Annotated in this window: 29 protein-coding genes and 1 tRNA gene; 27 read left to right on the forward strand and 3 right to left on the reverse strand. The window is 66.3% G+C overall.

Going from position 1 to position 26,190, the window contains the following annotated elements; genetic code table 11:
• Window positions 1–23 precede the first annotated feature (23 nt).
• The 5 genes from H521_RS0118945 (at window position 24) to H521_RS0118965 (ending at window position 4,246) form a co-directional block, all read left to right on the forward strand.
• The gene (locus tag H521_RS0118945; RefSeq protein WP_156891584.1) at window positions 24–839 is read left to right on the forward strand and encodes a hypothetical protein; all 816 of its coding nucleotides are present in this window, start codon (window positions 24–26) and stop codon (window positions 837–839) included.
• The gene (locus tag H521_RS0118950; protein ID WP_022894588.1) at window positions 836–1,816 is read left to right on the forward strand and encodes a hypothetical protein; all 981 of its coding nucleotides are present in this window, start codon (window positions 836–838) and stop codon (window positions 1,814–1,816) included. The genes H521_RS0118945 and H521_RS0118950 overlap by 4 nt, the downstream gene beginning before the upstream one ends.
• A 65-nt stretch (window positions 1,817–1,881) precedes the next feature.
• Window positions 1,882–3,135 carry a hypothetical protein gene (locus tag H521_RS0118955; RefSeq protein WP_022894589.1) on the forward strand — a complete coding sequence of 418 codons (1,254 nt, stop codon included), beginning with the start codon at window positions 1,882–1,884 and terminating at the stop codon, window positions 3,133–3,135.
• A 155-nt stretch (window positions 3,136–3,290) separates the two neighbouring features.
• Entirely contained in the window at window positions 3,291–3,818 is a 528-nt protein-coding gene (locus H521_RS0118960) for a hypothetical protein (protein ID WP_022894590.1), read from the forward strand.
• Window positions 3,819–3,823: 5 nt separating this feature from the next.
• A complete protein-coding gene (locus tag H521_RS0118965; RefSeq protein ID WP_156891586.1) occupies window positions 3,824–4,246 on the forward strand; it encodes a hypothetical protein in 423 nt (140 codons plus the stop codon).
• A gap of 699 nt (window positions 4,247–4,945) precedes the next feature.
• On the opposite strand, the gene H521_RS24395 is transcribed toward H521_RS0118965, so the two are convergent.
• Window positions 4,946–6,091 (reverse strand): PucR family transcriptional regulator, encoded by a 1,146-nt coding sequence (locus H521_RS24395; protein ID WP_051159357.1) that lies wholly within the window; start codon window positions 6,089–6,091, stop codon window positions 4,946–4,948.
• Window positions 6,092–6,219: 128 nt separating this feature from the next.
• Between H521_RS24395 and H521_RS0118975 the strand changes: the two genes are divergently transcribed.
• The 11 genes from H521_RS0118975 to H521_RS0119025 all read left to right on the forward strand — a co-directional run bounded on the left by H521_RS0118975 (window position 6,220) and on the right by H521_RS0119025 (window position 17,424).
• The gene (locus H521_RS0118975) at window positions 6,220–7,551 is read left to right on the forward strand and encodes an MFS transporter (protein WP_022894593.1); all 1,332 of its coding nucleotides are present in this window, start codon (window positions 6,220–6,222) and stop codon (window positions 7,549–7,551) included.
• Between the two features lie 10 nt (window positions 7,552–7,561).
• Entirely contained in the window at window positions 7,562–8,896 is a 1,335-nt protein-coding gene (locus tag H521_RS24400) for an ArgE/DapE family deacylase (protein ID WP_022894594.1), read from the forward strand.
• A 257-nt stretch (window positions 8,897–9,153) separates the two neighbouring features.
• Window positions 9,154–10,545 (forward strand): MFS transporter, encoded by a 1,392-nt coding sequence (locus tag H521_RS24405; RefSeq protein WP_022894595.1) that lies wholly within the window; start codon window positions 9,154–9,156, stop codon window positions 10,543–10,545.
• Window positions 10,542–10,931 carry a RidA family protein gene (locus H521_RS0118990; protein WP_022894596.1) on the forward strand — a complete coding sequence of 130 codons (390 nt, stop codon included), beginning with the start codon at window positions 10,542–10,544 and terminating at the stop codon, window positions 10,929–10,931. Before H521_RS24405 ends, H521_RS0118990 begins: the two co-directional genes overlap by 4 nt.
• Window positions 10,924–11,589 carry an RraA family protein gene (locus H521_RS0118995; RefSeq protein WP_022894597.1) on the forward strand — a complete coding sequence of 222 codons (666 nt, stop codon included), beginning with the start codon at window positions 10,924–10,926 and terminating at the stop codon, window positions 11,587–11,589. Before H521_RS0118990 ends, H521_RS0118995 begins: the two co-directional genes overlap by 8 nt.
• Window positions 11,586–13,298, forward strand: a complete 1,713-nt coding sequence (locus H521_RS0119000; RefSeq protein WP_022894598.1) for a thiamine pyrophosphate-dependent enzyme — start codon at window positions 11,586–11,588, stop codon at window positions 13,296–13,298. Before H521_RS0118995 ends, H521_RS0119000 begins: the two co-directional genes overlap by 4 nt.
• A 34-nt stretch (window positions 13,299–13,332) precedes the next feature.
• The gene (locus H521_RS0119005; RefSeq protein ID WP_022894599.1) at window positions 13,333–14,634 is read left to right on the forward strand and encodes a M20 family metallo-hydrolase; all 1,302 of its coding nucleotides are present in this window, start codon (window positions 13,333–13,335) and stop codon (window positions 14,632–14,634) included.
• Window positions 14,631–16,007, forward strand: a complete 1,377-nt coding sequence (locus H521_RS0119010; protein ID WP_022894600.1) for an NAD-dependent succinate-semialdehyde dehydrogenase — start codon at window positions 14,631–14,633, stop codon at window positions 16,005–16,007. Before H521_RS0119005 ends, H521_RS0119010 begins: the two co-directional genes overlap by 4 nt.
• A 26-nt stretch (window positions 16,008–16,033) precedes the next feature.
• Entirely contained in the window at window positions 16,034–16,321 is a 288-nt protein-coding gene (locus H521_RS0119015) for a cupin domain-containing protein (RefSeq protein WP_156891588.1), read from the forward strand.
• A 99-nt stretch (window positions 16,322–16,420) separates the two neighbouring features.
• Complete coding sequence (locus tag H521_RS0119020; RefSeq protein ID WP_022894602.1) at window positions 16,421–17,122, forward strand: AzlC family ABC transporter permease; 702 nt, start codon at window positions 16,421–16,423, stop codon at window positions 17,120–17,122.
• Window positions 17,119–17,424 carry an AzlD domain-containing protein gene (locus H521_RS0119025; RefSeq protein WP_022894603.1) on the forward strand — a complete coding sequence of 102 codons (306 nt, stop codon included), beginning with the start codon at window positions 17,119–17,121 and terminating at the stop codon, window positions 17,422–17,424. The genes H521_RS0119020 and H521_RS0119025 overlap by 4 nt, the downstream gene beginning before the upstream one ends.
• Window positions 17,425–17,463: 39 nt before the next feature.
• Here the strand turns inward: H521_RS0119025 and def are convergent, their stop codons facing one another.
• Window positions 17,464–18,030: a peptide deformylase gene (gene def / locus H521_RS0119030; RefSeq protein ID WP_022894604.1), complete on the reverse strand. Its 567-nt coding sequence runs from the start codon at window positions 18,028–18,030 to the stop codon at window positions 17,464–17,466.
• Between the two features lie 40 nt (window positions 18,031–18,070).
• Between def and H521_RS0119035 the strand changes: the two genes are divergently transcribed.
• The 11 genes from H521_RS0119035 (at window position 18,071) to H521_RS0119085 (ending at window position 25,863) form a co-directional block, all read left to right on the forward strand.
• On the forward strand, window positions 18,071–18,988 hold the full coding sequence (locus H521_RS0119035) for a DMT family transporter (protein ID WP_022894605.1): 918 nt from the start codon (window positions 18,071–18,073) through the stop codon (window positions 18,986–18,988).
• A 160-nt stretch (window positions 18,989–19,148) separates the two neighbouring features.
• The gene (locus tag H521_RS0119040; protein ID WP_022894606.1) at window positions 19,149–20,405 is read left to right on the forward strand and encodes a glycosyltransferase; all 1,257 of its coding nucleotides are present in this window, start codon (window positions 19,149–19,151) and stop codon (window positions 20,403–20,405) included.
• Between the two features lie 10 nt (window positions 20,406–20,415).
• Window positions 20,416–20,489, forward strand: a tRNA-Ile gene (locus H521_RS0119045).
• 609 nt (window positions 20,490–21,098) lie between these two features.
• Window positions 21,099–21,305 (forward strand): hypothetical protein, encoded by a 207-nt coding sequence (locus tag H521_RS0119050; protein ID WP_022894607.1) that lies wholly within the window; start codon window positions 21,099–21,101, stop codon window positions 21,303–21,305.
• Window positions 21,306–21,498: 193 nt separating this feature from the next.
• Window positions 21,499–22,011: a sigma-70 family RNA polymerase sigma factor gene (locus H521_RS0119055; RefSeq protein WP_169514021.1), complete on the forward strand. Its 513-nt coding sequence runs from the start codon at window positions 21,499–21,501 to the stop codon at window positions 22,009–22,011.
• Window positions 22,008–22,685, forward strand: a complete 678-nt coding sequence (locus H521_RS0119060; RefSeq protein WP_022894609.1) for a helix-turn-helix domain-containing protein — start codon at window positions 22,008–22,010, stop codon at window positions 22,683–22,685. The genes H521_RS0119055 and H521_RS0119060 overlap by 4 nt, the downstream gene beginning before the upstream one ends.
• Window positions 22,686–22,711: 26 nt before the next feature.
• Entirely contained in the window at window positions 22,712–23,695 is a 984-nt protein-coding gene (locus H521_RS0119065; protein ID WP_169514022.1) for an ImmA/IrrE family metallo-endopeptidase, read from the forward strand.
• A 67-nt stretch (window positions 23,696–23,762) separates the two neighbouring features.
• Window positions 23,763–23,918 (forward strand): hypothetical protein, encoded by a 156-nt coding sequence (locus H521_RS26165; protein ID WP_022894611.1) that lies wholly within the window; start codon window positions 23,763–23,765, stop codon window positions 23,916–23,918.
• 61 nt (window positions 23,919–23,979) lie between these two features.
• Complete coding sequence (locus H521_RS0119075; RefSeq protein ID WP_022894612.1) at window positions 23,980–24,243, forward strand: multiubiquitin domain-containing protein; 264 nt, start codon at window positions 23,980–23,982, stop codon at window positions 24,241–24,243.
• Window positions 24,218–25,420 (forward strand): ThiF family adenylyltransferase, encoded by a 1,203-nt coding sequence (locus tag H521_RS0119080; protein WP_022894613.1) that lies wholly within the window; start codon window positions 24,218–24,220, stop codon window positions 25,418–25,420. Before H521_RS0119075 ends, H521_RS0119080 begins: the two co-directional genes overlap by 26 nt.
• Window positions 25,417–25,863 carry a ubiquitination-like system serine protease family protein gene (locus tag H521_RS0119085; RefSeq protein WP_022894614.1) on the forward strand — a complete coding sequence of 149 codons (447 nt, stop codon included), beginning with the start codon at window positions 25,417–25,419 and terminating at the stop codon, window positions 25,861–25,863. Before H521_RS0119080 ends, H521_RS0119085 begins: the two co-directional genes overlap by 4 nt.
• Here H521_RS0119085 and H521_RS0119090 read toward each other — a convergent pair.
• A partial coding sequence (locus H521_RS0119090) for an IS5/IS1182 family transposase (protein ID WP_026482488.1) occupies window positions 25,849–26,190 on the reverse strand: 342 nt, incomplete at its 5' end. The genes H521_RS0119085 and H521_RS0119090 overlap by 15 nt on opposite strands.

Raw genomic sequence — 26,190 nt, forward strand, 5'->3', positions numbered from 1 at the left:
CGGGCGCCGCCCTTATCCAGGGCATGAGCACGATGAAGCGTCAGCCATCCGGCCAGCCGATCGGCGGCCAGTTCGCCGCTGGGTCACGGCAGGAGTCCCATGTCTCCCTCTCTCAGGCGTCCACCCGCACCGGCCCGCTCGAGCTCACGTTCGATCAACTACAGGTCGGGGACGAGTTCATCGATCATTCGGCGGCTGCCGGCGATCTCCGAGACCACTACCTCAAGGTGATCTCGTCGCGTCAGCACATTGTCGGTGGGAACCGTTACCAGCGGATCGACTACGAGACCCGCGACGGCCGAACAGGTACCGGCGACTTCCTCGTCGCCTACGCTGACAGCGAGAAGGACGAGCGCTGGCCGAGGAAGGCCCCGAAGGCGACCATCTATGGGAAGTGGGTCGACGCCGCCGACCGTGACTACGAGCCGGTGCAGGTGCCGTCCGCACGCGAGGTCGCTGAGGCGGCCGTGGACCGGCTCTTCGCCGAGGACCCTGCTGCTGCGTACCAGCTCTACCGTGGGATGCTCTCGAAGGTCCGCTCTGCGGAGTATCCGCGGCTTCGGTTCGAGTTCAGGCCCGACCCCGATTATCCCGACGAGCCCGAAGCCGTGATTCCGACGTTCATCGACCCGTACACAGGTGAGGAAACAGGCATCCGGATCGTCGACCGTGCCGTCCGCTGGACGGAGAACGACTCGATCGAGCCAGACCCCGAGGAGGAGATGATCTCCGTCGACTACGGCGGCGGTGACGACGGGAACGGTTTCGAGACTCTCGTCTACACGTCCACGATGACTGGTAAGCCAGTCCGCCTTCCTGAAGGTTGGGAGGAGCGGTGAGCGGGCCGCAACGGCAGCCCGCAGGCCAGCCCATCGGCGGTCAGTTCGCCACGAGCCACCGGTCTGAATCAGGACCAGGACTCACCCAGCTCGAAGGCGCCGGCCTCCGCGACCGGTTCGAGTGGGCTGACGACGAGATGATCGCACGGATCGCAGACGACAAACCATCAGCGTGGGTCGCCGAGCCGCCACTTGAGTGGGAAGCAAATTACGACGCCGGTGACCCGATCCCGTGCTCGCGCTGCGGCGGCATCCTGCGAAGCGGGTGGCCCGGCGTCCCGGGGAAGTGGGCACACGACGACGATGACGTGAACTGCTGGGATGTGGTCACGGCAGCGCGCGCTGCCGTCCAGGCGCACCGCGACGTTGAGAGGGCCCTCTCCGCGGATGCAGCCGACGCGGCAGAGCGACTTGCACGACAGATGACCTGCGCCGCTCGTGAGCTCGCGCGGGATCCGAAGGCAGCCGACCGGGTCGGTGGTACCTTCACCGTCCTCAACCAGATGGTGCGCGTCCAAGATGGACGTGTCACCGCCGAGCATCTCGGCAAGCTCATCGAAACCCACAGGGGAATCAACGCTGGAGCGTGGGGTGATCTGAACGAAGGCGCCCGGCGCGAGCTCTGGGTGTCGATCGGCGATCAGGCGGCCGTCGACGCGTCCGAACGAGGCCTCGACAGCAGCGACCTGGACCTCGCCCGCCCGCTTGACGCGATCCTCGACGCGCGATCGGACGAACTCCGTCAGGAGAATCTCGGCGCTGTGCGGACGGACGCGGTCCTGATCTTGCTGGAGGCGGGCAAGGCGGTCGCGAATCGGCACCTCGTCGGCGACCCTCGGTTCCCCCGCTGGACGCAGGAGGCGTACGAGCACATGGTGCGGCCCTACCAGGTCGTCTTCGGCACCGTGCATCCGGCCGACTCACAGCGTCCGTCGAGCTGGGAGAAGCGTCCGGTACTGCTCGCCAGCGCCAAGTAGACGGCTGCAGCGGGCGCTCGCACTGGACGATCCATCTGCGGGCGCCCGCCGCCCTTATCCAGGTCATGAGCACTTTGCACCGCCAGCCTGCCGGACAGCCGACGGGTGGCGAGTTCGCATCTAAGGGGCGCGCCGAATCTGCCGTCTCCCTGACCGCCGGCACCGCTCCCCAGGAGAACGCCGCCGGCCCGAGTGTTCGGGTATTCGCACATCACCTGAGCGCCGTCGAGCGCCGCGTCGATGAGGCCAATCGGAAGCTTGCCCGGGCAGGCATCGAAGAGCGGTTCGCCTTCGAGACCGAGTCGATTGTTGAGCACCGCGACGGCATCGACGTCGAGCTGCTCGAGGTGCGGCTGAACGCTCCGAGGATCAGCTACGGCGGCTGGCAGATCACCGGCGTGCACGAGTTCACGCCGTCCGGCGATGTCATCTCCCACACCTTCGGGCGCGAGGACGCGCCAGCCGTCGAGGACGCGCATTGCGATCAGTGCGGCACGAACCGGCGACGCGAGAAGGTGTACACCCTCAGCCATCACGGTGAGGGAGGCCGCCAAGTCGGAAGCTCCTGCCTCACGCCGTTCCTCGGCGTCCGCCCTGAAGGGCTCTGGGCAATCGGCGACGACCTCGACCTCGACGACTTCGATGCCGGGAATGGGTCCAACCTGAACGCTCGCGTCTTCGACACCAGCGACCTCGTCGTCGCCGCACTCGTAGCATCCGCCGATGGAGAGGAGTACGTCTCCGCCTCGCAGGGGAGCTGGACCGTGCAGCCCACCGCAGCCCGAGCGACAAGGCAGTTCGCCGCGCTCCTCGGATCAGGGGATACACCGGCGCGGAGGAAGCTCGCCAACCGCATCATCCGATGGGTGAAGAAGCAGCCAGACGACGGCGCTGACTCGTACATGGCGAACCTCAAAGCATCGCTCGGCGGCGACTGGGTGAAGACGAAGCACGCCGGCATCGCTGTCTCCGCCGTGTCCGCGTTCCGGCACGCCGAACGGCGCGAACGAGCGACCAAGCAGAAGGCGAAGGAGAAGGCAGCCGAGCAGCGAGCATTCCTCGCACCGAAGGACGCAAAGCTCGCCCAGGTTCCCGCCCGCGTCAGATCGATGCACTCCTTCGAGACGATGTACGGCGACATGACCATCGTGCAGCTGGTCACCGACGACGGATACGTCCTCAAATGGAAGACGCAGAACCCGCAGGACCTCGCAGAGGGGCAGGCCGTCACCATTGACCGGGCCACTGTGAAGGCCCACGAGATCTACCGCGACACCTTCGAGACCGTGATCCTCCGACCGAAGTTCACCGTCGGCTGACTGGAGGAGTCATCGCCAGCCTGGCCGGCCGGTGAGGTGGCGGTTCAGCGCGCTCGTTATGGCGTCACTCTCGATGTGGACGTGTCGCCTACTCGCTGAGAGGGCTGCCTCTGCCGCGCATATACGCACTGCCGATCGAGAGGCAGGAGCAGAGCATGACCGACACACTGGCCGACCCCACTGGGGTCATCTTCGAGAAGGAGCAGATCGCGGTCGAGCACCACAGCGCCTTCGCCGACGCGATGCGAGCTGACTTCCAAGCGGTTCGCAGCGGTATCGGGTGGTTCATGTGGCTCCGCGTCAGCCTCTTCATCATCGTTGTGCTTGCCGCGCTCGTGACTTCGTTCACTTCGGTGTACGCGATGAGCTCGTGGATCGGCATCCCGCCTGAAGTGCAGCTGCTCCCCGCGATCTTCCTCGACGTAGCGATCATCGCCAGCACGTTCGCGATGGTCGAGTTCCGTCGCCGTGACCGATACGTCGGATGGGGGAGAGCCGGGCTCGCCATCACCACCTGCCTCTCCGTCGTCGCGAACGCGACGCACACGCTCGCGTACTGGAAAGGCGACCTCTCCACCTACCAGGCGGTGATCGGCATCGTGTTCAGCGCAGCGATCCCACTCATCACGCTCCTGTTCACCGAGATCCTCATCCGCTTGATCTTCGACCCCGAGGCCCGGTGACCGGCATGAGCAAGAAGAAGTCCGCCCGTCCCTCCGAGCCCGACCATGAGCTTGACCCGCACGCGGTGATCGAGCCTGGCACCGAAATCGCTCGGATGAGCCCGCTGGAGCGCGCCCGACGCCTCCTCACGAACAGCACGCGGTACCGCAACTCGGCGGCCCACCGCACCGCTGGCCTCACCTGGGCACAGCTCGAAGTCGCCGCGGCAACCGACCGGCAGACAGCTGCGCTCCTGCTCGTCCATGGCGAGCTGCAGCGATCGAGTCGGATCGCACTCGCACTGGCGCAGATCGCCCTCTACGGGACACCTGCAGATCGCTTCCCTGAAGGTGTCCTCCCTCAGATCAAGGCGAACCTCGGCATCCTCACCGACGGGGAGTCGACCGCATCCGTGCCAGGCTCCCCGGGCGAATCGGAGCACAGCTGAGTCCGGCATCTTCATCCGTAGGCGACGGCTGACTCCCTGCATCGTCGGCGCTGCGTCGACAGCAAGTTTGACGCTGCGCGATGTACGGGGCGGCCGCGGTCGGACAGCCGAGCACTAAGTTGGCTGCCCGCCGGAAAGCCGCAGCGAGGTCCGCACCAGCCAACTCGTTCTGGCCGTCGTACCCAACGACGACCGTGAGCCGCGCGACATCACGACGATCGTCTCACCGCGATCGCAAGTCTTCCGAAGCTCGGCGAGAACCCCTGCCGCAGCGCGAGTAACGCTGCTGGGTCTAGCTCAGCGTGACGGTTATCGATGGTGAAGGGCCGGCGGAGCGCCCGCGGGCTGTCCGCCGATAGCGGTGTCCCGCGCGTAGATCTGCCGGAGCCGCTCAACCAGACCGTCCGTACAGACGAGGCCATCCACCCCGTCCGAGCTGCCCCGGATGCTGGCCTATCGCCTGTCGTGGCATCTGGGCCACAAATTGGGCCGGAAACACCCCTCAAGGTCCCTAAACAACCCGTAATGTTGGGGAGTGTCACCCGAAGACATCGGCGTGATTACGGGGAAGTAAGGTCCAATCCTTCAATCGGCTGCGGGTCGGTAGGTTCTTGGTTCGAGTCCAAGTGGGGGAGCAAGAAGCCCTGCATTCATCTGAATGCAGGGCTTTTCTGTTGCGCCGGGCGGTTCGAGCCCCGGTCAGCCCTCATCTCCCGATGCCGTCGCGGCGAAGACGAGCCGGATCGTGCCCGCATCGTGGGGCAGGGTCGGATCGAGACCGGTGGCCGCCGAGAATCGGCCCAGCCGGTTCAGGACGGTATTCCGGTGGCAGTACAGCGCCTCCGACGTGCGTGTGATCGAACCGCTGTGGAGGTATTGCTGCACCGCCTCGATCTGCAGGTTCCGTTCTCGATCGGGCACCGATGCGAGCGGCGCGAGCACTTGCCGCGCATGCGAGCGCAGAACCCCGTCGAGGCGGCCGACCATCAGTCGATCCCAGTCTCGATCGAGCGTTGCGGCCCGGTCGAACCGATCGACGAGCGCCGCGAGTTCGCCGGCAGCGCGCCACATCATGCCGAGTTCGTGAATGCCCGATGCGACGGGCGAGAGACCTCCGGGGATGGCGCGCAGCGCGTCGAGCCCTGCATCGTCGACGTCTGCGGTGTCGATGATGGCGAACTCCGCACCGTCGAGACGATCGATGGTCGCGTCGGGAAACGACGTTCGGAGCGCAGCCCGGAACTCGGCCGCGAAGCGCGTGCTTCCGACGGTGACGATGAAGCCGGCATCGGGGTCGAGCGCCAGGGTTTCGGCGGCCTGTGCATACAGCCGCGGATCGTGGGCATCCTCCTGGAGGAGGCGACGCAGCAGGAACGCCCGGGCGAGCTCGAGTTCGCGGTTCATTTCGGCGAGCTCGGCCATGTATCCCGCGTGCACGTTGATGGTGTGCACCTCGACCGCGTCCCAGATGGTGACGACCTCATCGGAGAACGCGGGCATCTCCTCTTCCGCGATGTACGTGCGCATGGCATTCCAGAGGAATCGGAAGTCCATGCGCACGGCTCGCAGCAGCGAATCCAGCGGGATGCCCTGTCGCGCCCGCCGGCGACCGAGTCGATCGGAGTGCGCGATCAATCGCGCATCGAGGTCTGCGCCGGCGATGCGACCGAAGAGCATCTCGAGCGACGCCTGGGCGGCCCGGAGGAGCTCTTCGTCGTCGATCACCGAATCGAGATAGCCCGAGAGCTCACGCACTTCGTGCACGTAGCGCCAGGAGATGTCATCGAGATCTGCGAGGCATCTCGTCGCGATACGCGCCGCGATGCTGTCGGACTGATTATGCATTTGCACATCATAGGCCGCGAACTCGTGCCGTTTCACGGTTGTGCAGGCACATCTTCGTGAATCACGATGGGGGAGCACGTCACTGTGCTCACGCTCGGGCAGTGCCCGCACATTTCAACGGAGAAGCCATGGAAGATCCAGCTCAGACGGAGCGACCCGCGTCGACGATCGAGGTGAGCGGTTCCGACGCCGCTCGGATCGCGTGGGCCGCGTTCGTCGGCACCGCCCTCGAGTGGTACGACTACTTCCTCTTCGGCACGGCTGCCGCACTCGTCTTCAACCGGCTCTTCTTCACCGAGCTCGACGCCACTGCCGCGACGCTCGCCGCGTTCGCGACCTTCGGCGTCGGCTTCGCCGCCCGCCCGCTCGGTGCACTCGTGTTCGGCTACATCGGCGACCGGTACGGGCGCCGACCGGCCTTGCTGATCACGATCGTGATGATCGGCTGTGCGACCGGGCTCATCGGTGTTCTGCCCGACTACCTCGCGATCGGCATCGCAGCGCCGGTCATGCTCGCGGTGCTCCGACTCCTGCAGGGGCTCGCCGTCGGAGGCGAGTGGGGAGGGGCGATGACCCTCGCCGTGGAGCACGCGCCGATCGAACGTCGCGGCCGGTTCGCCGCACTCATCCAGATCGGCTCTCCCGTCGGCACGTTGATCTCGTCCGGCGCATTCGCGCTCGTGCTGCTGCTTCCACCCGACGAGTTCGACTCATGGGGCTGGCGGCTGCCGTTCCTCGGCGCCTTCCCGCTCCTCGCCGTCGCGCTGTACATTCGCCTCAAGGTCGAGGAGTCGCCCATCTTTAAAGACCTCGTCGCGCTCGACGAGCGCGCGAAGGTACCGGCGCTCGACGTGTTCCGTCGATCCGGCGGCCGTCTCCTCGTGGCGATCGCCGCGGCGATGCTCGGCGTCGGAGGCTTCTACATGATGACGACGTTCGTCGTGAGCTACGGAACGAACACGCTCGGGGTCGATCGGGGTGTCATGGTGAACGCGACGCTGATCGCCGCGGTCTTCCAGATCGTCGTCACGGTGTTCGCCGGCAGATTCGCCGAGCGCTTCGGACCCGGCAAGATGACCGTCGTCGGCGGTCTCGCCACGGCCGCGGCGGCCTTCCCGCTGTTCTGGCTCATCGACACCGGGAGCCCGCTCGCGATCATCGCGGCGGTGACGATCGGCATCGCGCTGATCACCATCGCATACGCGGTCACCGGTGCCCTGCTGACCGATCTGTTCCCGCCGCGACTGCGCTACAGCGGAGTGTCGCTCGGGTACAACATCGCCGGCGCACTCAGCGGCTTCCTCCCGCTCATCGCCACGGCATTCCTCGCCGCGACCGGAGGTGCGTCCTGGTCGGCCGCACTGCTGCTCATCGGTATCTCGCTCATCACCGCCGTCGGCGGCGCGATCGGCGAACGCCTCCGCGTTCACGACAAGCCCATCGTGCACCAATCCAGATAAGGACGAACATATGCAACTCCAGCCCGAACACGCGCGACGCATCGTCGACGCCATCGACACGGCCTTCGACGCCCAGCTCGCCTTCACCCAGGAGCTCGTTCGGCACCCATCGCTTCGGACCCAAGAGGCCTCGGCCCAGGATCTGCTGTTCGACGCCATGCGCGACCGCGGACTCGAGATGGATCGCTGGGACCTCGACCCCGAGGAACTGGCGACCCACCCGGGGGCCGGACGTGTCGCGGTCTCGTACGAGAACGTCGGCAATGTGGTCGGCACGTATCGACCCGAGCGCGAGGAGGGCCGGTCGCTGATCCTGAACGGGCACGTCGACGTCGTGCCCGAAGGGCCGCTCGACGAATGGTCGCGATCGCCATGGGACGCGCCCATCCTCGACGGCTGGCTCTACGGCCGAGGCAGCGGCGACATGAAGGCCGGCCTCGTCGCGAATCTCTTCGCCTTCGACGCGATCCGTGCGGCAGGTCTCGAGCCGACCGGGCGCATCCACTTCCAGTCGGTCGTCGAGGAGGAGTGCACCGGCAACGGCTCGCTCTCGGCGCTGCAGCGCGGATATCGGGCCGACGCCGTGCTGATTCCCGAGCCGGAGGAGGACATGCTGGTGCGCGCGAACACCGGGGTCATCTGGTTCACCATGCGTGTCGCGGGTCGGCCGATCCACCCGCGGGAGATGAGTGCCGGGTTCAACGCGATCGATGCCGCCTACCACGTGATGAGTCGGCTCCGGGAACTCGAGGCGCGCTGGAACGCCGACAAGGGGCAGCATCGCTTCTTCGAGGACCTCGAGCATCCGATCAACTTCAACCTCGGCGGCATCCGTGGCGGCGACTGGCCCTCGAGTGTGCCCGCGTGGTGCGAACTCGACGTGCGGGTCGCGCTCTACCCAGGGGTCACGGCGGATGCTGCGTGGGCCGAGATCCAGGAGTGCCTCTCGTCGGTCACCGCCGACGAGGCGGGCAACCCACTCGAAGCGATCGCCACTCGAAACGGCTTCTACGCCGAAGGCTATGTGCTCGAGGAGGGCTCCGACGCGGAGTCGGTGCTTCGGGGCGCTCATCGCGAGGTCTTCAACGACGAGCTGAAGAGCTTCACGACCCCCGGGTACCTCGACGGCCGGGTCTTCGCGCTCTATGCCGACATGCCTGCGCTGGTGTACGGCCCCATCTCTGAGGCGATCCACGGCTACGACGAGCGCGTCGATGTCGAGTCGGTGCGCCGGATCACGAAGTCGATCGCGCTCTTCATCGCGGAGTGGTGCGGCGTTACGCCCATCGAGGCGAGCCCGGGACAGAACGCCCTGGCGGAGAACGGCGCCGTTCAGACGGTCTGACCTCAGGGGCCGTCGAGCTCGGCGAAGCCGCACCCCGACGTCGCCGGGCTCGACGGACCGGTGCGCGTGTCGACCGCCCGAATTGGGCGATCGCCCGCGCGACGTGCGCTTGACCGAAACATGATCGACACACAAGGCGTCCAGATTGTGCATATGCACACAAACGCCGCGAATCCATGTGTGGTTTTCAATTGCCTCGGCCGGCTCGGTCCGGCCAAAGTTGACCAACCCTTTCCACAGACCCCCTGGAGGATCTTGTGACCACCACCCCCTCGTCGGCAGCGCCGCCGACCGAATCCGGTCGCCTCGACCGCGCCAAGATGAAGAAGATCTCGCTCGCAAGCGTCATCGGCACCACGGTCGAGTGGTACGACCTCTTCCTCTTCGGCACCGCGTCGGCGCTCGTCTTCAACCAGGTGTTCTTCCCCGACCTCGATCCCGCCGTGGGAACGATTCTGTCGTTCCTGACCTTCGCCTCGGCGTACCTCGCCCGCATCGTCGGCGCGATCCTCTTTGGTCACTTCGGCGACCGACTCGGCCGCAAGTCGATGCTGCTGATCTCGCTGATCACGATGGGCGCAGCGACGTTCGCGATCGGACTGATCCCCGACTTCGCGACCATCGGCCTCGCCGCACCGTTCATCCTCCTCTCGCTCAGGCTGATCCAGGGCCTCGCGCTCGGCGGCGAGTGGGGCGGAGCCGTGCTGATGACGGTCGAACACGCACCGGCCGCCAAGCGCGGCTGGTACGGATCGCTCGTGCAGGTCGGCGTCCCGGCAGGCACGCTCATCGCCAACCTCGCGTTCCTCATCGTCACGGCGACCGTCGACAACGAGGCGCTCGTCGCGTGGGCGTGGCGGATCCCCTTCCTCGCCTCGGCGATCCTCGTCGGCGTCGGCATCTACATCCGTCTCAACATCGAGGAGACGCCGAGTTTCCGCAAGGTGCGCGAGCGCGGCGCCAAGGCGAAGCTCCCCTTCGCCTACCTGCTCCGTCACTACTGGAAGCAGGTGCTGCTCGGTGGTGTCGCGACGCTGTCGACCGGCTCGACCTTCACCTTGCTCGTCGCCTCCGGAGTGAACTACGGCACCGCTGAGCTCGGCCATTCGAACAACCTCATGCTGTGGGCGGTGCTCGTGTCGTGCATCGTCGCGTTCGTCGCGATCCCGGCCTTCGGCCGCCTCTCGGACCGGGTCGGCCGCAAGCCGGTGATCGCCGCGGGCATCATCGCCGAAGCGGCGTTGGCCTTCCCGTTCTTCTGGATCCTCGACACCGGCAACGAGGCGCTCGTCTTCGTCGCGTACGCGCTCATGATGCTGGCCTTCTCGGCGAACTACGGCCCGATCGCGACCTTCCTCGCCGAGCTGTTCGGCGCGAAGGTCCGTTACTCCGGCCTCTCGGTGTCGTACATGCTGTCGGGCCTTCTCGGCTCCGCCATCACGCCGGCGATCACCGTGGCGCTGCTCGCGGTCACCGGGCAGAGCTCGTCCATCGCGTGGTACGTCGGCGGCGCGGCCGTGCTCTCGCTGATCGCGCTCGTGCTCCTCGCCGAAGGGCGCCACCTCAATATCGACATCGTGGATCAGGGCGATCAGCAGGTCGAGCCCGAGGTCGCCGTCGACGCTCAGGTCGAGGCGACGGCACGATGACGATCCGGAGGGTGCGGACCGTCGACGGACTCGGCGAGCCGGTCGGTGCGTTCTCGCAAGCTGTCGTGGCGAACGGCGTGGTCTACACGTCCGGCCAGATTCCTGCACGGGCCGACGGCACGGTGCCGACGGACTTCGAGGGTCAGCTCGAGACGACGCTGGAGAACCTCCGCACCCTCCTCGACGGCGTGGGGAGCGGCATCGACCGGGTGGTCAAGGTGAACGGGTACCTGACCGATGCCGCCGACCTCGAGTCGTACAACCGCATCTACACCCGCTGGTTCGGCGATCACCTCCCGGCGCGCACCACCGTATGCGTCTCACTCTGGGGCGTCTCGCTCGAACTGGAGTGCGTGGCGCTGCTCCGGGAGGACTCCGATGACTGAGGTCACCTTCTCGTCGACGACGGCGCTCCTCGACGCCCTTGCGAGCGTCGAACTACCCACCCTCGGACACTTCCTCGATGAGGGCTTCTGCGACCCGGGCATCCGCCCCGTCGGTTCGGTCGCACGTATGGCTGGCCCCGCAGTGACGGTCGACCTGACCGAGCCCGACGCGATCGCGGTGAATCAGGCGTTGCTGCGGCTCGAGCCCGGCTCGGTGCTCGTGATCCGCATGCACGGCGGGCGTCATGCATCCGTCGGCGCGGTCACCGCGGCAGCGGCCATCGCTCGCGGTGCGGCGGGCATCGTCGTCGACGGCCCGGTGACGGATGTCGCAACGTTGCGTGAAACCGCGCGGTCGCTGCCGGTCTTCGCCCGAGGCACCACCCCGCTCACCACGAAGCGCCTCGGCACGGCGGTCGACGGCGTCGGCGTCCCGGTGCGGATCGGCGGGGTGACCGTCTCGACTGGCGACATCGTCGCCGGCGACGAGAACGGCGTGGTCGCCATCGCACCCGGCACCGTCGACCCCGCGGTGTTCCGCGAGGCACTCCGCTCCGACCTCGCCGAGCCCGAACTCATCGACCGCATCTGCAGCGGCAGCCCGCTGGAGGAACTCCTCGCCGTCCAGCCCCCGATCTCCCGAAAGGCCGTCTCATGATCACCGCGACCGAACCACGCAGCACGCTCCCGAACGCGCCCGAAGCCGCATCCCCGCGCGGCTCTCGTACCGCAGCCGTTGCGCAATCCGCCGGACACCTGATCGTCGCCCAGCTCGAACGCGAGGGAGTCGAGCGCGTCTACGGAGTGCCGGGCGAGTCGTACCTCGATGTGCTCGACGGACTTCACGACTCGTCGATCGAAACCATCGTCACCCGTCACGAGGGCGGGGCGGCCTTCATGGCGCTCGCTGAGGGGCGCCTCACCGGCAGACCCGGCATCGCGATGGTCACCCGCGGCCCTGGCGCGGCGAACGCGTTCATAGCGGTGCACACTGCCTGGCAGGATGCCACGCCAATGGTGCTCTTCGTCGGACTCATCCCGGTTCCCGACCGGGGCCGTGAGGCGTTCCAGGAGTTCGACCTCACGGGGTGGTTCGGCAGCACGGCGAAGCACGTCACCACGCTCGACGACCCCAGCTCAGCTGCGCGGGTCGTCTCCGATGCGATCCGGATCGCGCGAAGCGGTCGACCCGGACCCGTCGTCATCGGACTTCCCGAAGACGTCATCCGCTGGTCGTCCGAGGGGGCGACGACCCTCGAGCCCACCCCCGCTGCGCGCCCCGAACCAGGTCCGTCGGCCATCGCGGATCTCGTCGACCGGCTCGAGCGCGCAGAGCGTCCGCTCTTCGTCGTCGGGGGTGAGGGGTGGTCGGTGCAGACCGGTCGCGCGCTCGTCGACTGGGCCGGACGGCACCGCATCCCGGTCGTCGCCGACTTCCGTGCGTATGACGCCGTGCCCCACGACGGCGAGCTCGGCGCTTACGTCGGCGCGCTCGGGTACGGCCGGAGTGATCACGTGGCAACACTCCTCGACGACGCCGATCTCCTGGTCTTCGTCGGCACATCCCGCACCGACGTGCTGAGCGATGGCTACCGGCTCGGCCACGACGCCGAGACGGTCGTCGTCGTTCCCGGCGACCCGGTCGGGCACTCTGGCCGGCTCGACCAGATCATCGCCTCGGATGCCGCGGGACTCGTCGCGAACCTGCCGGCGTCGCTCGGTCGCAGCTTCGATGAGGCACGTCTGCGCGCGGCCCGCGACGCGCACATCGTGTACACGACCCCTTCCGCCGGCGCACTGCACGACGCCGGGCCATACGTCGATCTCACGACGGTGATGTCGGTGCTCCGTGAAGAGCTCGCGCCCGATGCCGTGATCACCTTCGGCGCCGGAAACCACGCCATCTGGCCGGCCCGCTACCTCGAGCACCGTGCACCTGCCACGCTCATCGCCCCGCGCAACGGCGCGATGGGCATGGGCATCCCTGCGGCCGTCGCGGCATCCCTCGTCTTTCCCGACCGCGAGGTCGTCTCGGTCGCCGGTGACGGCTGCTTCCTCATGAACGGCCAGGAATTCGCCACCGCCGTCGGATACGGAGCGCCGTTCATCGCCATCGTCGTCGACAACGGCGTGTACGCGACGATCCGCGAGCACCAGGAGGCCCAGTATCCGGGCCGCCCCTCCGGCACGCACCTGACGAATCCCGACTTCGCCGCGTTCGCGCGGTCGTTCGGCGGTTACGGCGAGACGGTCGCCCGCACGGCGGACTTCCGCGACGCCTACCGGCGCGCTCGCGCCAGCGGTCTGCCGGCGGTGCTGCATCTTCGCCAGGACCCCGAAGTGCGGGCTCCCGCCACCGGCGCGTGAGCTTCGCCATCCGTTCTCGCACGAAGGAGCAGTCATGACCACCCACACCGACGCCGGCTTCGACGCCGTGGCAACCACCGCCGAGGCTGCCGCCGATTTCCTCCGCGATTTCGCGACCATGAGCGAGTTCGGTGCCACTCCGAACGGCGGCGTCGATCGGCAGGCGGCGAGCGAAGCGGATGTCGCGCAGCGACGTTGGCTCGCGCAGCTGCTCGAGTCCCGTGGGCTCCGGGTCGAGTACGACCGCATCGGCAACCAGTTCGGGCTGCTCGAACTCAATCCGGGTGCGCCGTACGTGATCGTCGGCTCGCACATGGACTCCCAGCCGACAGCGGGCCGCTTCGATGGCGCGTACGGCGTCTTGGCCGGCGCCCATGCCGCATTTCGCCTGGCCGAAGAGTGGGCCGCCGACGGCATCATTCCGCCCTGCAACGTCGCCGTCGTGAACTGGTTCAACGAGGAGGGCTCCCGATTCGCGCCCTCGATGATGGGATCGAGCGTGTACACCGGGGCGCTCCCGCTCGAGCAGGCATTCGCGACGACCGATCGCGCCGGAGTGTCCGTCGCCGAAGCGCTCGCGCCCACGGGCTTCCTGGGTCACGGCGACGGACCGCGCGCAGCGTCCTGCGCGGAGATCCACATCGAGCAGGGGCGCCTGCTCGAGAACGCCGGCACGACGATCGGCCTCGTCTCGGCGAGCTGGGCCGCGAGCAAGTACGTCGTGACCGTCGAGGGTGCACAGGCGCACTCCGGAGCGACCGTGATGGAAGATCGGCAGGATGCCCTCTACGGTGCGGCGTTGCTCGTGGTGTTCGCTCGTGAGCTCGCCGATCGGTTCCCGGGCGTGCTCCACACGGCCGTGGGCCAGCTCGACGTGTATCCGAATTCCCCGGTCGTCGTGGCATCCGAGGTGAAGCTCCTGCTCGATCTGCGCTGCGCCGATGAGACGATCCTCGCCGAGGCGAACGCGCTCCTGCGCGAACGGTTCATCGAGATCGAACGCCAGGCGCGGGTGGGCATCCGCCAATCGCTGTCGCACGCCTGGGGAATCAATCCGTACCAGCCGGAGGGAGTTGAACTCGCACGCGCGTCCGCCGCGAAGTTGGGGCACGCGCACGGCGACATCCTCACGGTCGCCGGACACGACTCGATCAACATGAAGGAGATCGTGCCCACGGTGATGCTCTTCGTGCCGTCGGTGGATGGCATCTCGCACAACGAGGGGGAGTACACGCGCGACGACGACCTGCTCGCCGGCCTCGAGGTGCTGACCGACGTCGTGCGCCGCCTCGCCCATGGTGAGCTGCCCGCGACGGACGGGACAGTGCGGCGATGACCGAGTACCGCGTCACAGATCCGACGACGAACGACGTGCTGCGCAGAGTCGCCATCGCGAGTGACGATCAGGTCGACGCTGCCGTCGCGCGAGCCGATTCCGCCTACCGCGACTGGCGTCGTCGGCCGATCGGCGAGCGCGCCGAGTACCTTTCGGCAGTGGCCGCCGAATATCGCGCCGACCGCGTCCGTCTCGCGGCGATCATCACTCGCGAGATGGGCAAGACGACGGCCGAGGCGCTCGGCGAGGTCGACCTGGTCGCCGACATCTTCGACTACTACGCGCAGAACGGACCCTCCTTCGTCGCCGAACGGCGGTTGGAGACCCCAACCGGCGAGGCCGTCGTGCGTTCGTCGCCGATCGGTGTGCTGCTGGGCATTATGCCGTGGAACTACCCCTACTACCAGGTCGCTCGATTCGCAGCGCCGAACCTCGTGCTGGGCAACACGGTCGTGCTGAAGCACGCCCCGAATTGCCCGGAATCGGCGGCGGCGATCTCCGAGCTCTTCGATCGGATCGGACTCCCGATCGGCGTCTACGAGAACGTCTACGCCTCCGAAGCCCAGGTTGCGCGAATGATCGAGGCGCCGGCGGTGCAGGGCATCTCGCTCACCGGATCGGAACGCGCGGGGCGCGCGGTCGGCGAACTCGCCGGGCGCGCCATGAAGAAGGTCGTGCTCGAGCTCGGCGGATCCGATCCGTTCATCGTGCTGCCCGATGCCGATCTCGACGCCGCCGCGGATGCCGCGGTCGCGGGCCGCATGGGGAACGCGGGTCAGGCGTGCACCGCTTCGAAACGGTTCATCGTGCTCGACGAGGTGCATGACGAGTTCGTCGATCGCTTCGTACGCCGAGTGCAGGCACTGCGCGTGGGGAGTCCGACGGATCCGAACGTGGCATTCGGTCCGCTCTCCTCCGAGACGGCCGCGGCGACCGTGATCGAGCAGGTGAACGATGCTCTCGCACACGGAGCGAGGGCTCTCGCCGGCGGTCGTCGACCGAGCGGCGCCGGTGCGTTCGTCGAACCGACCGTCCTCACCGACGTTCCGGCGTCTGCACGCGCGTACCACGAGGAGATCTTCGGGCCGGTCGCCGTCGTATACCGGGTGACATCCGTCGACGAGGCCGTTCGCCTCGCCAACGACACTCCCTACGGGCTCGGCAGCGTCATCTTCGGAGCCGATGCGGCTCTGATGAACGAGATCGCAGATCGGCTCGATGTCGGCATGGTGTCGATCAACGGCCCCTCGCAGACCCAGGCGGATCTGCCGTTCGGCGGGGTCAAGGCGTCAGGCTTCGGTCGAGAGCTCGGCGACTACGGCATGGCGGAGTTCGTGAACCGAAAACTGATCCGCACCCACGCGCCACGGTGACGGTCGAACGCGACCGAGGAGACATGATGCACGCACAGGCGACGATCGCGCTCGACGACTCGCACTCGCGCATCACGCGGTGGGTGTTCACCGAACCTGGTGAGCGCACCGGACCGCACACACATGAGTTCGAGTACGTCGTGGTACCGATCACCGGCGGCGCGTTGTCGGTGGTCGATACGCAGGGCACCACGACGGAGCTGGTCCAGACGGCGGGGGTGCCATATCGAGGGCGTGCGGGAACATCGCATGACGTGGTGAATGCCAGCGGTGGTCGCCTCGTCTTCATCGAGGTGGAACTGACTTCGATCTGAGGACGACGCCGTCTGAGGTCGGTTCGGGTCGATAGTGTGGAAAACGTGAACGAGCGCCCCGAAACCGACGCCCGGCCGCCTGAAGAACATGGTGAGAATTTGGAGGGCGAGCGGTCGGCGGCGATCCGCGACAGTCTCGCGGTCGGCCTGGCGACCGCCGCGTACGGCATCTCGTTCGGCGCCCTCGCGGTCGCGGCAGGGCTCGACGTGTGGCAGACCTGCTTCCTCAGCCTCGTGATGTTCACCGGCGGCTCGCAGTTCGCGCTCGTGGGAGTGCTCGCGAGCGGCGGAGTCGCGGCTGGCGGCTCGGCGATCGCGACCGCGGCGATGCTCGGCATCCGCAATGTCGTGTACGGCATGCGCATGAAGCCGATCGTCGATGGTGCTGACGAGGCGCACGGCATCTGGCGGCGAGTCGCCGCGGCGTGGGTCACGATCGATGAGTCGACGGCGGTCGCGCTCGCGCAATCGACCGACCGCGCTGCACGCATCGGCTTCTGGGCGACCGGCATCACCATCTTCGTGGGCTGGAACGTGACGACGCTCGCCGGCGCGCTCATCGGCGATGCCCTCGGCGACACGAAGGCATGGGGGTTGGATGCCGCGGCGGCCGCGGCCTTTCTCGGGTTGCTGTGGCCACGTCTCAAACGCTTCCAGGCCGGTGCTGTGGCGGTTGCCGCGGCGATCGTCGCCACGCTCGCGACGCCGGTGCTCATGCCCGGGCTGCCGGTGCTCGTCGCCGCTGTCGTCGCGGTGGTCGTCGGTTGGTTCGATCTGTTCACTCGGAGGCCGGCGGCATGACCACCTGGCACATCATCCTGATCGCCTCCGCGGCGACGCTCGCGCTCAAACTCGCCGGTCACCTCGTGCCGGCCGGGTTCCTCGAACGCGAACGCCCCGCGCGCATCGCCGATCTGCTGACCGTCGCGTTGCTGTCAGCGCTCATCGCAGTGCAGACGCTGGGGGCGGGGCAGCAGGTCGTCGTCGACGCACGTGTTCCCGCCGTGATCGTCGCGGCAGCCCTCTACGCGCTGAAGGTGCCGTTCATCGTGGTCGTCGCGGTCGCCGCGGCGGTCGCCGCCGGCATCCGCGCCTTCGTGTGAGCGGCGCCGCCACGCGGCATCCGTCTCGCTCGATCGGGCTCAGGCCTCGAGGTCGTCGACCCCGGGCATCCACTGCGCGCCGGGCTTTCCCCACCCCAGCTTCTTCGTGATCTTCGCCACGATGCGCTGGTCGCGTTCGCCGAGCCGATCGGTGTAGAGCGTGCCGTCGAGATGGTCGTACTCGTGCTGGAAGATGCGGGCGAGCCATCCTTCGGCCTCGATCTCGAAGCGCTGCCCCTCGAGGTCGGTCGCGCGCAGGATGGCGCGATCGGCTCGACGCAGCCCGAACCGCTCGCCGGGGAACGAGAGGCAGCCTTCGGATTCTTCGTCGAGGTCGGGTTCACCGGCGGGGGGCGGAGAGATCCAGAGTTCGGGGTTGATCGCGACGCCGCGCCACCGGGTCTCGGCCTCATCGACCCAGCCGTAGGTGAAGAGCCGCAGCCCCACACCGACCTGCGGGCCGGCGAGGCCGACTCCCGGCGCGGCATCCATCGTCTCGAACATGTCGTGCACGAGCGTGCGCAGGTCGTCGTCGAACGACTCGACGGGCAACGCGGGGGAGTGGAGTACCGGGTCGCCGGTGATTCGTATGGGGAGGACGGCCATTCGCCAAGGATATCGGGCAGCGAACGGGTAGGGTCGATGCGTGGAACCGGACCTGAGCGAGCTCTCTGAACAGATCGCCCTCGACCCCACCCAGTTCATCGGAATCCCGCTCGCCCTGATCGGCGCGGTGTTCCTGTCCCTCGGCGCGCAGTTCCAGCACCGGGGTGTGGTCAAGGTCGAGTCGCATACCGTCGACAGCCTCGGCAAGGGGCTGAACGGCAAGCAACTGGCGCTGCTGCTGGCGCGACCGTCGTGGGTCATCGGCACGGTCATGCTCGGCCTGGCGATCATGTTCCAGCTCGGGAGCCTCTACTTCGCTCCCATCATCGTGGTGCAGCCGCTCGGCGCGATCGCGCTCGTCATCACGTCGATCCTGAACTCGCGCATCAACCACGTGCAGCTCAATCGCAAGTCGATCACGGCCATCGTCATGTGCGTCGGAGGCGTGTTCCTCTTCGTCGGTGTTGCGGCGTTCACGGCCGTCGACAAGCCGGTCACCGATCGTCAGCTCGTGACGATCCTCATCATCCTCGCCGTCGTGCTCGTGCTCGCGGCCGTCGCGTTCGGCATGTTCCGTCACCGCATCCGGGCCATCTTCTACGTGATCCTGGCCGGCGTGCTCTACGGCTTCGTCGCCACGCTCGCCAAAGTCGTGCTCGGGCGCCTGCAACAGGGAGAGTTCGACTGGCTCACGTGGCTCTGCGTGATCGGCCTGCTCGGTGCGACCGCGCTCGGGGCGTACTTCGTGCAGAACGCCTATGCGTCGGGGCCGCCCGATCTCGTGATCGCCGGTCTGACGGTCGTCGATCCGATGGTCGCCGTCGCGATCGGCATCCTGGTGCTGGGCGAGGCCTCGCAGGCGCCGCTCTGGGCGATCGGCGTCTTCATCCTCGCCGGGGTGATCGCCGTCTGGGGTGTGTTCCAGCTGGCACGAAACCACCCGCAGACGCGCCTGTGAGCTGAGCAGGCACGGCTCGGCGACATGCCAACGCGAGGAGCCCGCCGGCGCAGTGCGTAGACTATCGTCGGATTCAGTCCGCGCGCCGATCCGCCTGTCGCGGCGCCCCGACGAGGGCCGATCGCCCTCGATCCGATGAAATGGTGAGGAACAACCCCACGTGTCTGACACCCCCGGTGCGAGTACCCACGCCGGCACTCCCGGCGCGGAGCCCGAACGGCCGCTCACGGTTCTGATCGGCGCCGATACCTTCGCTCCCGACGTCAACGGCGCCGCCCGTTTCGCGGAGCGCCTTGCGGCCGGCCTCGCGGAACGCGGTCACGACGTGCACGTCATGGCTCCGGCCGCGAACCGCAAGCACGGCACCTGGAAAGAGGTCCACGAGGGTCAGGAGATCACCGCGCACCGCCTGCGCAGCTGGCGCTGGTACCCGCACGACTGGCTTCGGTTCGCGCTGCCCTGGCGCATCAAGCAGAACAGCTCGCGCATCATCGATCAGGTGCAGCCCGATGTCGTGCACTTCCAGTCGCACATCATCACGGGCCGCGGCCTCTCGCTCGAGGCGCAGAAGCGCGGCATCCGCATCGTCGGCACCAACCACTTCATGCCCGAGAACATGCTCGAGTTCACGCTGTTGCCGCATGCCTGGCAGGAATGGGCCGTCGGCCTCGCCTGGAAGGCGGCCGGCCGAACCTTCGGACGCGCGGAGTCGGTGACCACGCCGACCCGCAAGGCGGCTCAGTTCCTCGAGAAGCACACCGGCCTCTCGGGCGTGCACGCGATCTCCTGCGGAATCGACGCACACAAGTACTCACCGAACTGGGAGCAGCGAACCGAGAACCGCATCCTCTTCGTCGGTCGGGTCACGGGCGAGAAGCAGATCGACGTGCTGCTGCGCGCACTCACCCTGCTGCCGAAAGAGCTCGATGCCATCGTCGAGATCGTCGGCGGCGGAGACCAGAAGAGGAACCTCGAGCACCTGGCGGTCGAGCTCGGCATCGCCGATCGCGTCACGTTCACCGGCTACGTCACCGACGACGAGCTGCGCGAGGCGTATCACCGGGCCTCCGTGCTCGCCATGCCGTCGATCGCCGAGCTGCAGAGCATCGTGACGATGGAGGCCATGGCGTCGGCGCTGCCGGTCGTCGCCGCCAACGCGATGGCACTGCCGCACCTCGTGCACGACGGCGAGAACGGCTACCTCTTCGAGCCGGGCAGTGCCGAAGACCTCGCGGCCAAGCTCCGCATCGTGCTCGAGGCCTCGCCCGACGACTACCGGGCGCTCAAGAACGAGTCGATCCGGCTCATCGCCGCACACGACATCCAACGCACGATCTCGACGTTCGAGAGCCTGTATCGTGGGAAGCCGGTGACCGATCCGGTCACCGATACCGCGCCGGCCGCGACGCCTGAATGAGCCGGTGCGCGGGGCGGTAGCTCAGCTGGTCAGAGCAGTGGACTCATAATCCATCGGTCACGGGTTCAAGTCCCGTCCGCCCTACTCATTAGATTTGGCATCTGATCAGGGATTTCTCCTTCGTTTCCGAGGTGCGCATATGCGCGGAGAATGAATCCTGGCTGCCGCATATCGCTCTGATGGAGTTTCGCTTCGGACTTGAACCCGAGTCCAGAAGATTCACGCATCAAGTCCCTGCGCGGCAACTATCCCGTTGATCTGGGGTTCTCAGCATCGTTCGCTCCGCGTCGGGCGCGTTCACGTTTATCCAACGTTGACTCAAAAGGCGACACCAGTGCTGAGGCGCTCGACTGCTGATCGAGTTCCTGCGCGGACAAAGGCGGGGCTGCCCGCTCGGTCAGCCGACGAAGGCCAGCTCGCAGCGCGCTTCCGCGATGGGGCCCGTTCCTGTTCGATTGGGCGGAAGGCTGAGTTGCCAGTCGTCGCGATGGCTGCGTAGGCGTCGTTCTCTGCGGTGGTGAGGCATCGTAGGGACGTGACGCGGGGCATGGTCGAAGCCACGAGCGAAGGAGGAGCATCCCCACATCTCGACAGCCAAGGCTTACCAGGCGCGCTGGCAGAACTGTTTGCCAAGCACGGGGGGCGAAGGACCGAGGCCTACTTGTCACGATCGAGTTGGAGACCCGGCAGGACATGAACGTCATCGACTACACGCTCGGAATTGTCAAACGTGACGGGCTCGTGATGACTGAGTTCAGCATCGACCAACGTCGCTGGGAGCCGATCTACAACGACCTCCAGGCCGGCACGTCCGGACAGATGCTCGTGCGCTTCTCTGGTTCCGGCGACAAGTACCGCGCTCGGTGTCTACAAGACCGCCCCGCGACCGCAACAGAATGAAAATGGTGAGATACGTGGTTGCGGTGTGTCCCGAACTCGTCGGCGGTTTTCAGCGGCACAGCGAACTCCGCCTTGCCGACGTTTCAGAGTTTCGCTAACTCCTGGACCGTCTGGCTCGACTACCTTTTGAAGCGACGATCATCGGCGCTGATGGAAAGTGATGAGATGGGTGCACACGGCGAGGAGCCTGCGCATGGCTGATCCCTCCTACGACTGGGCGGCCCTGTACCAAAAGCATCGCGACGCGATGTACGGGGTCGCCTACGAAGTGCTGCGCGGGCGAGGAAGGACGGATCTGGCCGCAGACGCGGTCCAGGAAGCCATGCTGTCGCTCATGAAGGCGCCTCCAGCAGAACCGCCCCGCAGCTGGGAGGCGCTGCTGGTTGCAACGTCGAAACGGAGGGCCCTCGACATCGTGCGATCCGCCGCTGTCGTGCGGGGCGTGGAGTACTCGGAGGAGTACGTGCGTGGAGGCGCGGCGCCAGACGAGGACGAGGCAATGGAATGGCTCGAGAAGATGGCACAGGCGCGGCCCGCGATCGCGCGCCTTGACGCTCAGGAGCACTACGTCCTTGCGCAGTACATCGTGCTGGACCGCCCGCGTGGCGATATCGCAGCAGAGGTTGGCGTTACGCCGGCTCGAATCAGCCAGATTAGTACCAGAGTCTTGTCAAAGATCAACGCCGCAGTGAAGGGAGGAGGATGACGATGCACCCGGACGGCAAGGACGAAGAAATCGCAGCCATCCTTGATGCGCGCGCTGGACAGTCGGCGCTTGCCGCAGGAGCGGATCAGTCGTCTGAACGCCCCGAGGTTCGAGACCTGCTCAAGGCCGCCGATTTCGCCTGGGCCAGCCAGCAGAGCGCTCCACCGCTTGCCGACGATCCAGTCGCGGCGATGCTCGGCCTAGTCCCGGACTCAGAGCTTGAGCTGGACGGCAAGGCGCTGTCGAGCGCCCGTAAGAACGTGGGTCTGACCGTCAGCGTGCTAGCGCAACGACTCGCCGCGCGTGGCTGGGAGGTAACGAGCAGGGACATCTTTGCTTGGGAGAGTGGCAAAAACCTGACTCATGTCCCCGCGCTGATCAACGCTCTCGCTGAGGAGACCGCTGTCGATGCCGACCGACTGCGCAGGCAGTCCGGGGGGGATCCGGAGCGTGCTCGGCTCGCTGTCATCGTGGGGTCAGAGGCCTTCAAGGGGCTGGCGCAGCGGTGGGCACGTATCCAGGGGACTACTGTCGCGCTGGCGGCCTCGGCGCTTGAGTCTCGGATGCTCGTGGCTGTGCATCGTGGTGGTGCTCCCGAAGCGGATGTTTTGCTTGAGTCGATTGAAGCGTTGGTTGACTCCGTCGAAGGCGCCGAAGGCGCCGAGGGCTCATGAGGCTAGGGCCGTGGATCGAGCGGGCCGTGAAGATTCTCGATCCCGCGGTGCAGGAGCAATTTGTTCTCGACCCGATCGACGCACTGACCACCGGCATGAACTTGACGGTTCGCGCGGTCGACTCACTGTCCAGCAGTCGTGGTGATGGTGGCTTCTGCGACGGGATGTCGTTCCTCGAGGATGGGGTCATCCTCTATGCGCCGACGTCAAACAGTCGCCGTCAGAACTTCACTCTCGCGCATGAGCTTGGTCACTGGATCGTCGAGCAAGACCAAGGTCTGTTTGATTGGATCGCCGACCAAGCTGATCCGTCGGCGCTACTTGAAACCGTGTGCGACCATATCGCGCAGCGCCTTCTGTTGCCCGACGCGCTGACTAGCGAAGTGGTCGGGACGGATCTTGTACGTGCACACCACGTGCAAGACCTCTTTGACAACAGTCAGGCCAGCTATCAGGCCTGTGCAATCGCAATTTCACGGCGCATCCGCGGACTCGGCGCTGTCGTGCTCGTCGACCGCTTCGATGGACAAGTCGCCCACGCAAGCATCCATCCAGAGCCCGACGATGGCTGGCCCGTCGTCTATCCATGGCGCGGCCAAGTGCTTCAAGACGCCCACGCCTTTCGGGGGATTGCTGCAGGTGCGACGTTCACCCGGCGGATCACTTGGCCTGACTCGTGGGGTAGAACCGCCGACTTCTACGCGGACGCCATCGCCGATGACAGACGAGTCATCGCGGTGCTGGCCGGGCACGACATCTGGAACGTCGATCCCGGCTACATGATCCAGCCGCGCGAGTTCGACGCGCGCCCCCTCCTTACGATCTACTGCTGCGGGCAGAGCCGCACCTTCCGTGGCTACCCATGTCCCACTTGCGGCAGGGGGTTCTGCCCCCTCTGCAGGAGCTGTCAGTGTGACCGAGCTGCCGAGACCGAGGGAAGCTGCACCGGCTGCTTCATGCTCTTCCAGCGCCACTTGCTCGTCGACGGACTCTGCGAAGGCTGCCGCTAACTCGATGGCTCCCTGTTCCGACTACTTAGTGAGGGGCTGACCGCCAGCCCCGGAGACGGAGCCGGAAGTGGCGAAGAACACGGGACGCGGCCACCGCGTCGGAGCAGTCAAGGGGCGCAGTGAATTCCAGGTCGGCAAGACCTGGTTCAAGCGCGACACTTCGACCGGCCGCATCATGAACGGAAGCCCCAACCAGCACAAAGGTGTTCGCAACGAGAAGTGATCGAGGTGGGGCCGGCACGGCGCCGGCTCCATTCGTCCTCCGCACAGAACAGGAGTTTTACATGTCCCAGTCAGAGAACAACGCGCACGAGAAGAAGTACGAGATCGTAGTCAACGGCCAGCAGGAGATCGTCGCAGACAAGACCGTCAGCTACGAGCAGGTTGTCGCGTTCGCATACCCGACGCCGCCGAGCGCCGATGCCGTCATCACCGTCACGTATCGCGGAGCCCAGAAGCCGAAGGAGGGGAGCCTCAAGCCGGGTGGCACCGTCGACGTCAGGAAGGATGGGGCTGTCTTCAATGTCACCTCAACCACCAAGTCCTAACCCGGACGTGCAGCTTCTTCAGGACGAGGGCTACGGTGTCCAGCTTCGAGCTGGGCACCTCCTCGTCAGCACTCCGTACGTCAATGCACGACGTGAGATCAAATGGGGATACCTGGCCTCGACGATGGAGGTCATCGACCTCGCGAATCGCCCCGATATCCACGTTTCGTACTTCCTCGGTGAGACTGTTGATGACTACCCCTGCAATAGTGACGGAGCTCGACTCGACAATCTCATCCACCAACCCGGCCCGGTCGACCTGGGCCAGGGGCTGGTCGTTACCTGTGGCTTCTCGCAGCGGCCGATAACTGCTCGCAACGACTACGAGAACTACTACGACAAGATGTCGACCTACGTCGGCATGCTTCAGGCGCATGCGCAGGCCATCGACGACTCGATCTCATATCGTCAGCACCCGCCGATTGTTGCAACCCTTGAGGAGTCGGTCTTCCAGTACGAAGACGCCGCGACGACGCACGCGCGCATCGGTGCCGTCGTCGACAAGATCCGTGGACAGCGAATCGCGATCATCGGGCTCGGCGGCTCTGGCTCCTACGTTCTCGACGCAGTCGCCAAGACGCCGGTCGGCGAGATCCACCTGTTTGACGACGACCTTCTCCTCATCCACAACGCCTTCCGTTCACCCGGCGCAGCGACCCTCGAAGAACTCAACGCTCGTCCAACGAAAGTCGCTCATCACAGTGCGAACTACACCGCCATGCACCGGCACGTGATTCCGCACCCGTATCGCATCACCGCCGCGAACGCGCAGGAGTTGACCGGCTTCGACTTCGTCTTCATCTCGGTTGACGCTGGACCCGACAAACGGACCATCTTCGAGACGCTTCGCACTGCGAACATCCCGTTCGTCGACACCGGGATGGGTATCTACCAGCGTGGGTCATCCATTGGCGGTGTCATCCGCACCAGCGTGAGTCTGCCTACTCATGCCGATCCGAACTGGATCATGGCCCATGGCGAGATCTCGTTCGTCGATGATGGTGACGACGGATACGCGCAGAACATCCAGATCGCCGAATTGAACATGCTCAACGCGGCACTCGCAGTCATCAAGTGGAAGCAGCGCTTCGGCTTCTACTTCGACTTCGAGAATGAGTACACGAGCAACTACACGATCGACGGCAACCACATGCTGAACAGAGGAGCTGCCGCATGAGCCGCATCAAACTCCTTGAACCACTCTTCGTGGAGTTCATCCCTCGCGAGCTTGAGCCGGGCAAGTTGTACGTCTCGATGGTCTATACGACGACGGCGCATCTCTGCGCCAGTGGTTGTGGAAGCAAGGTTGTCCTGCCACTCAGCCCGGTGCAGTGGCAGATCTACTTCGACGGTGAGGCAATATCGCTCACGCCATCCGTTGGTAGCTGGGATCTGCCGTGCCAGGCCCACTATTGGATTCGCAAGAACAAGATTTGGTGGGCGGCTCCGTGGGACAAGAAGCGTACGGAGGCGGGTCGTCGCAGCGATGCTCGCGATCTTGATGACTTCTATGATGTTCGGGCGGCGACGCATCAAGTTGGCGACGAGTCGGCTACCTCTCATCGTGGGAGCTTCTGGGAGCGTCTCTTCGGCAAGCGGGAGGGCCTAGGGCGTGTCTGACAAGTGCTTCGCCCAGGCGATGACCGCGTGGAGGACGGCGGCGGCGCGGTAGGTGATGGCGAGCTTGTCGTACCGGGTGGCCAGCCCGCGCCATTGCTTGAGGTGGCAGAAGCGGCGTTCGATGACGTTGCGGCCGCGGTATTCGTCGGCGTCGAAGGCCGGCGGGCGTCCGCCGCGTGAGCCGCGGCGTTTCCGGTGGCCTTGCTGGTCGGCAGGCTCGGGGATCACCGCGACGATGCCATGCTCCCGCAAGTGGGTGCGGATCGCCCGTGACGAGTACGCCTTGTCGGCACGCAGCGCGTCCGGACGCACCCGTGGCCGGCCGGG

The organism is Agromyces subbeticus DSM 16689 (assembly GCF_000421565.1).
GTDB lineage: Bacteria > Actinomycetota > Actinomycetes > Actinomycetales > Microbacteriaceae > Agromyces > Agromyces subbeticus.

Coding starts and splice junctions, on each gene's coding strand:
- H521_RS0118945 (WP_156891584.1), top strand. CDS start 24: ATGAGCACGATGAAGCGTCAGCCATCCGGCCAGCCGATCGGCGGCCAG.
- H521_RS0118955 (WP_022894589.1), top strand. CDS start 1,882: ATGAGCACTTTGCACCGCCAGCCTGCCGGACAGCCGACGGGTGGCGAG.
- H521_RS0118960 (WP_022894590.1), top strand. CDS start 3,291: ATGACCGACACACTGGCCGACCCCACTGGGGTCATCTTCGAGAAGGAG.
- H521_RS0118965 (WP_156891586.1), top strand. CDS start 3,824: ATGAGCAAGAAGAAGTCCGCCCGTCCCTCCGAGCCCGACCATGAGCTT.
- H521_RS24395 (WP_051159357.1), bottom strand. CDS start 6,091: ATGCATAATCAGTCCGACAGCATCGCGGCGCGTATCGCGACGAGATGC.
- H521_RS0118975 (WP_022894593.1), top strand. CDS start 6,220: ATGGAAGATCCAGCTCAGACGGAGCGACCCGCGTCGACGATCGAGGTG.
- H521_RS24400 (WP_022894594.1), top strand. CDS start 7,562: ATGCAACTCCAGCCCGAACACGCGCGACGCATCGTCGACGCCATCGAC.
- H521_RS0118990 (WP_022894596.1), top strand. CDS start 10,542: ATGACGATCCGGAGGGTGCGGACCGTCGACGGACTCGGCGAGCCGGTC.
- H521_RS0118995 (WP_022894597.1), top strand. CDS start 10,924: ATGACTGAGGTCACCTTCTCGTCGACGACGGCGCTCCTCGACGCCCTT.
- H521_RS0119000 (WP_022894598.1), top strand. CDS start 11,586: ATGATCACCGCGACCGAACCACGCAGCACGCTCCCGAACGCGCCCGAA.
- H521_RS0119005 (WP_022894599.1), top strand. CDS start 13,333: ATGACCACCCACACCGACGCCGGCTTCGACGCCGTGGCAACCACCGCC.
- H521_RS0119010 (WP_022894600.1), top strand. CDS start 14,631: ATGACCGAGTACCGCGTCACAGATCCGACGACGAACGACGTGCTGCGC.
- H521_RS0119015 (WP_156891588.1), top strand. CDS start 16,034: ATGCACGCACAGGCGACGATCGCGCTCGACGACTCGCACTCGCGCATC.
- H521_RS0119025 (WP_022894603.1), top strand. CDS start 17,119: ATGACCACCTGGCACATCATCCTGATCGCCTCCGCGGCGACGCTCGCG.
- def (WP_022894604.1), bottom strand. CDS start 18,030: ATGGCCGTCCTCCCCATACGAATCACCGGCGACCCGGTACTCCACTCC.
- H521_RS0119050 (WP_022894607.1), top strand. CDS start 21,099: ATGAACGTCATCGACTACACGCTCGGAATTGTCAAACGTGACGGGCTC.
- H521_RS0119055 (WP_169514021.1), top strand. CDS start 21,499: ATGGCTGATCCCTCCTACGACTGGGCGGCCCTGTACCAAAAGCATCGC.
- H521_RS0119060 (WP_022894609.1), top strand. CDS start 22,008: ATGACGATGCACCCGGACGGCAAGGACGAAGAAATCGCAGCCATCCTT.
- H521_RS0119075 (WP_022894612.1), top strand. CDS start 23,980: ATGTCCCAGTCAGAGAACAACGCGCACGAGAAGAAGTACGAGATCGTA.
- H521_RS0119080 (WP_022894613.1), top strand. CDS start 24,218: ATGTCACCTCAACCACCAAGTCCTAACCCGGACGTGCAGCTTCTTCAG.
- H521_RS0119085 (WP_022894614.1), top strand. CDS start 25,417: ATGAGCCGCATCAAACTCCTTGAACCACTCTTCGTGGAGTTCATCCCT.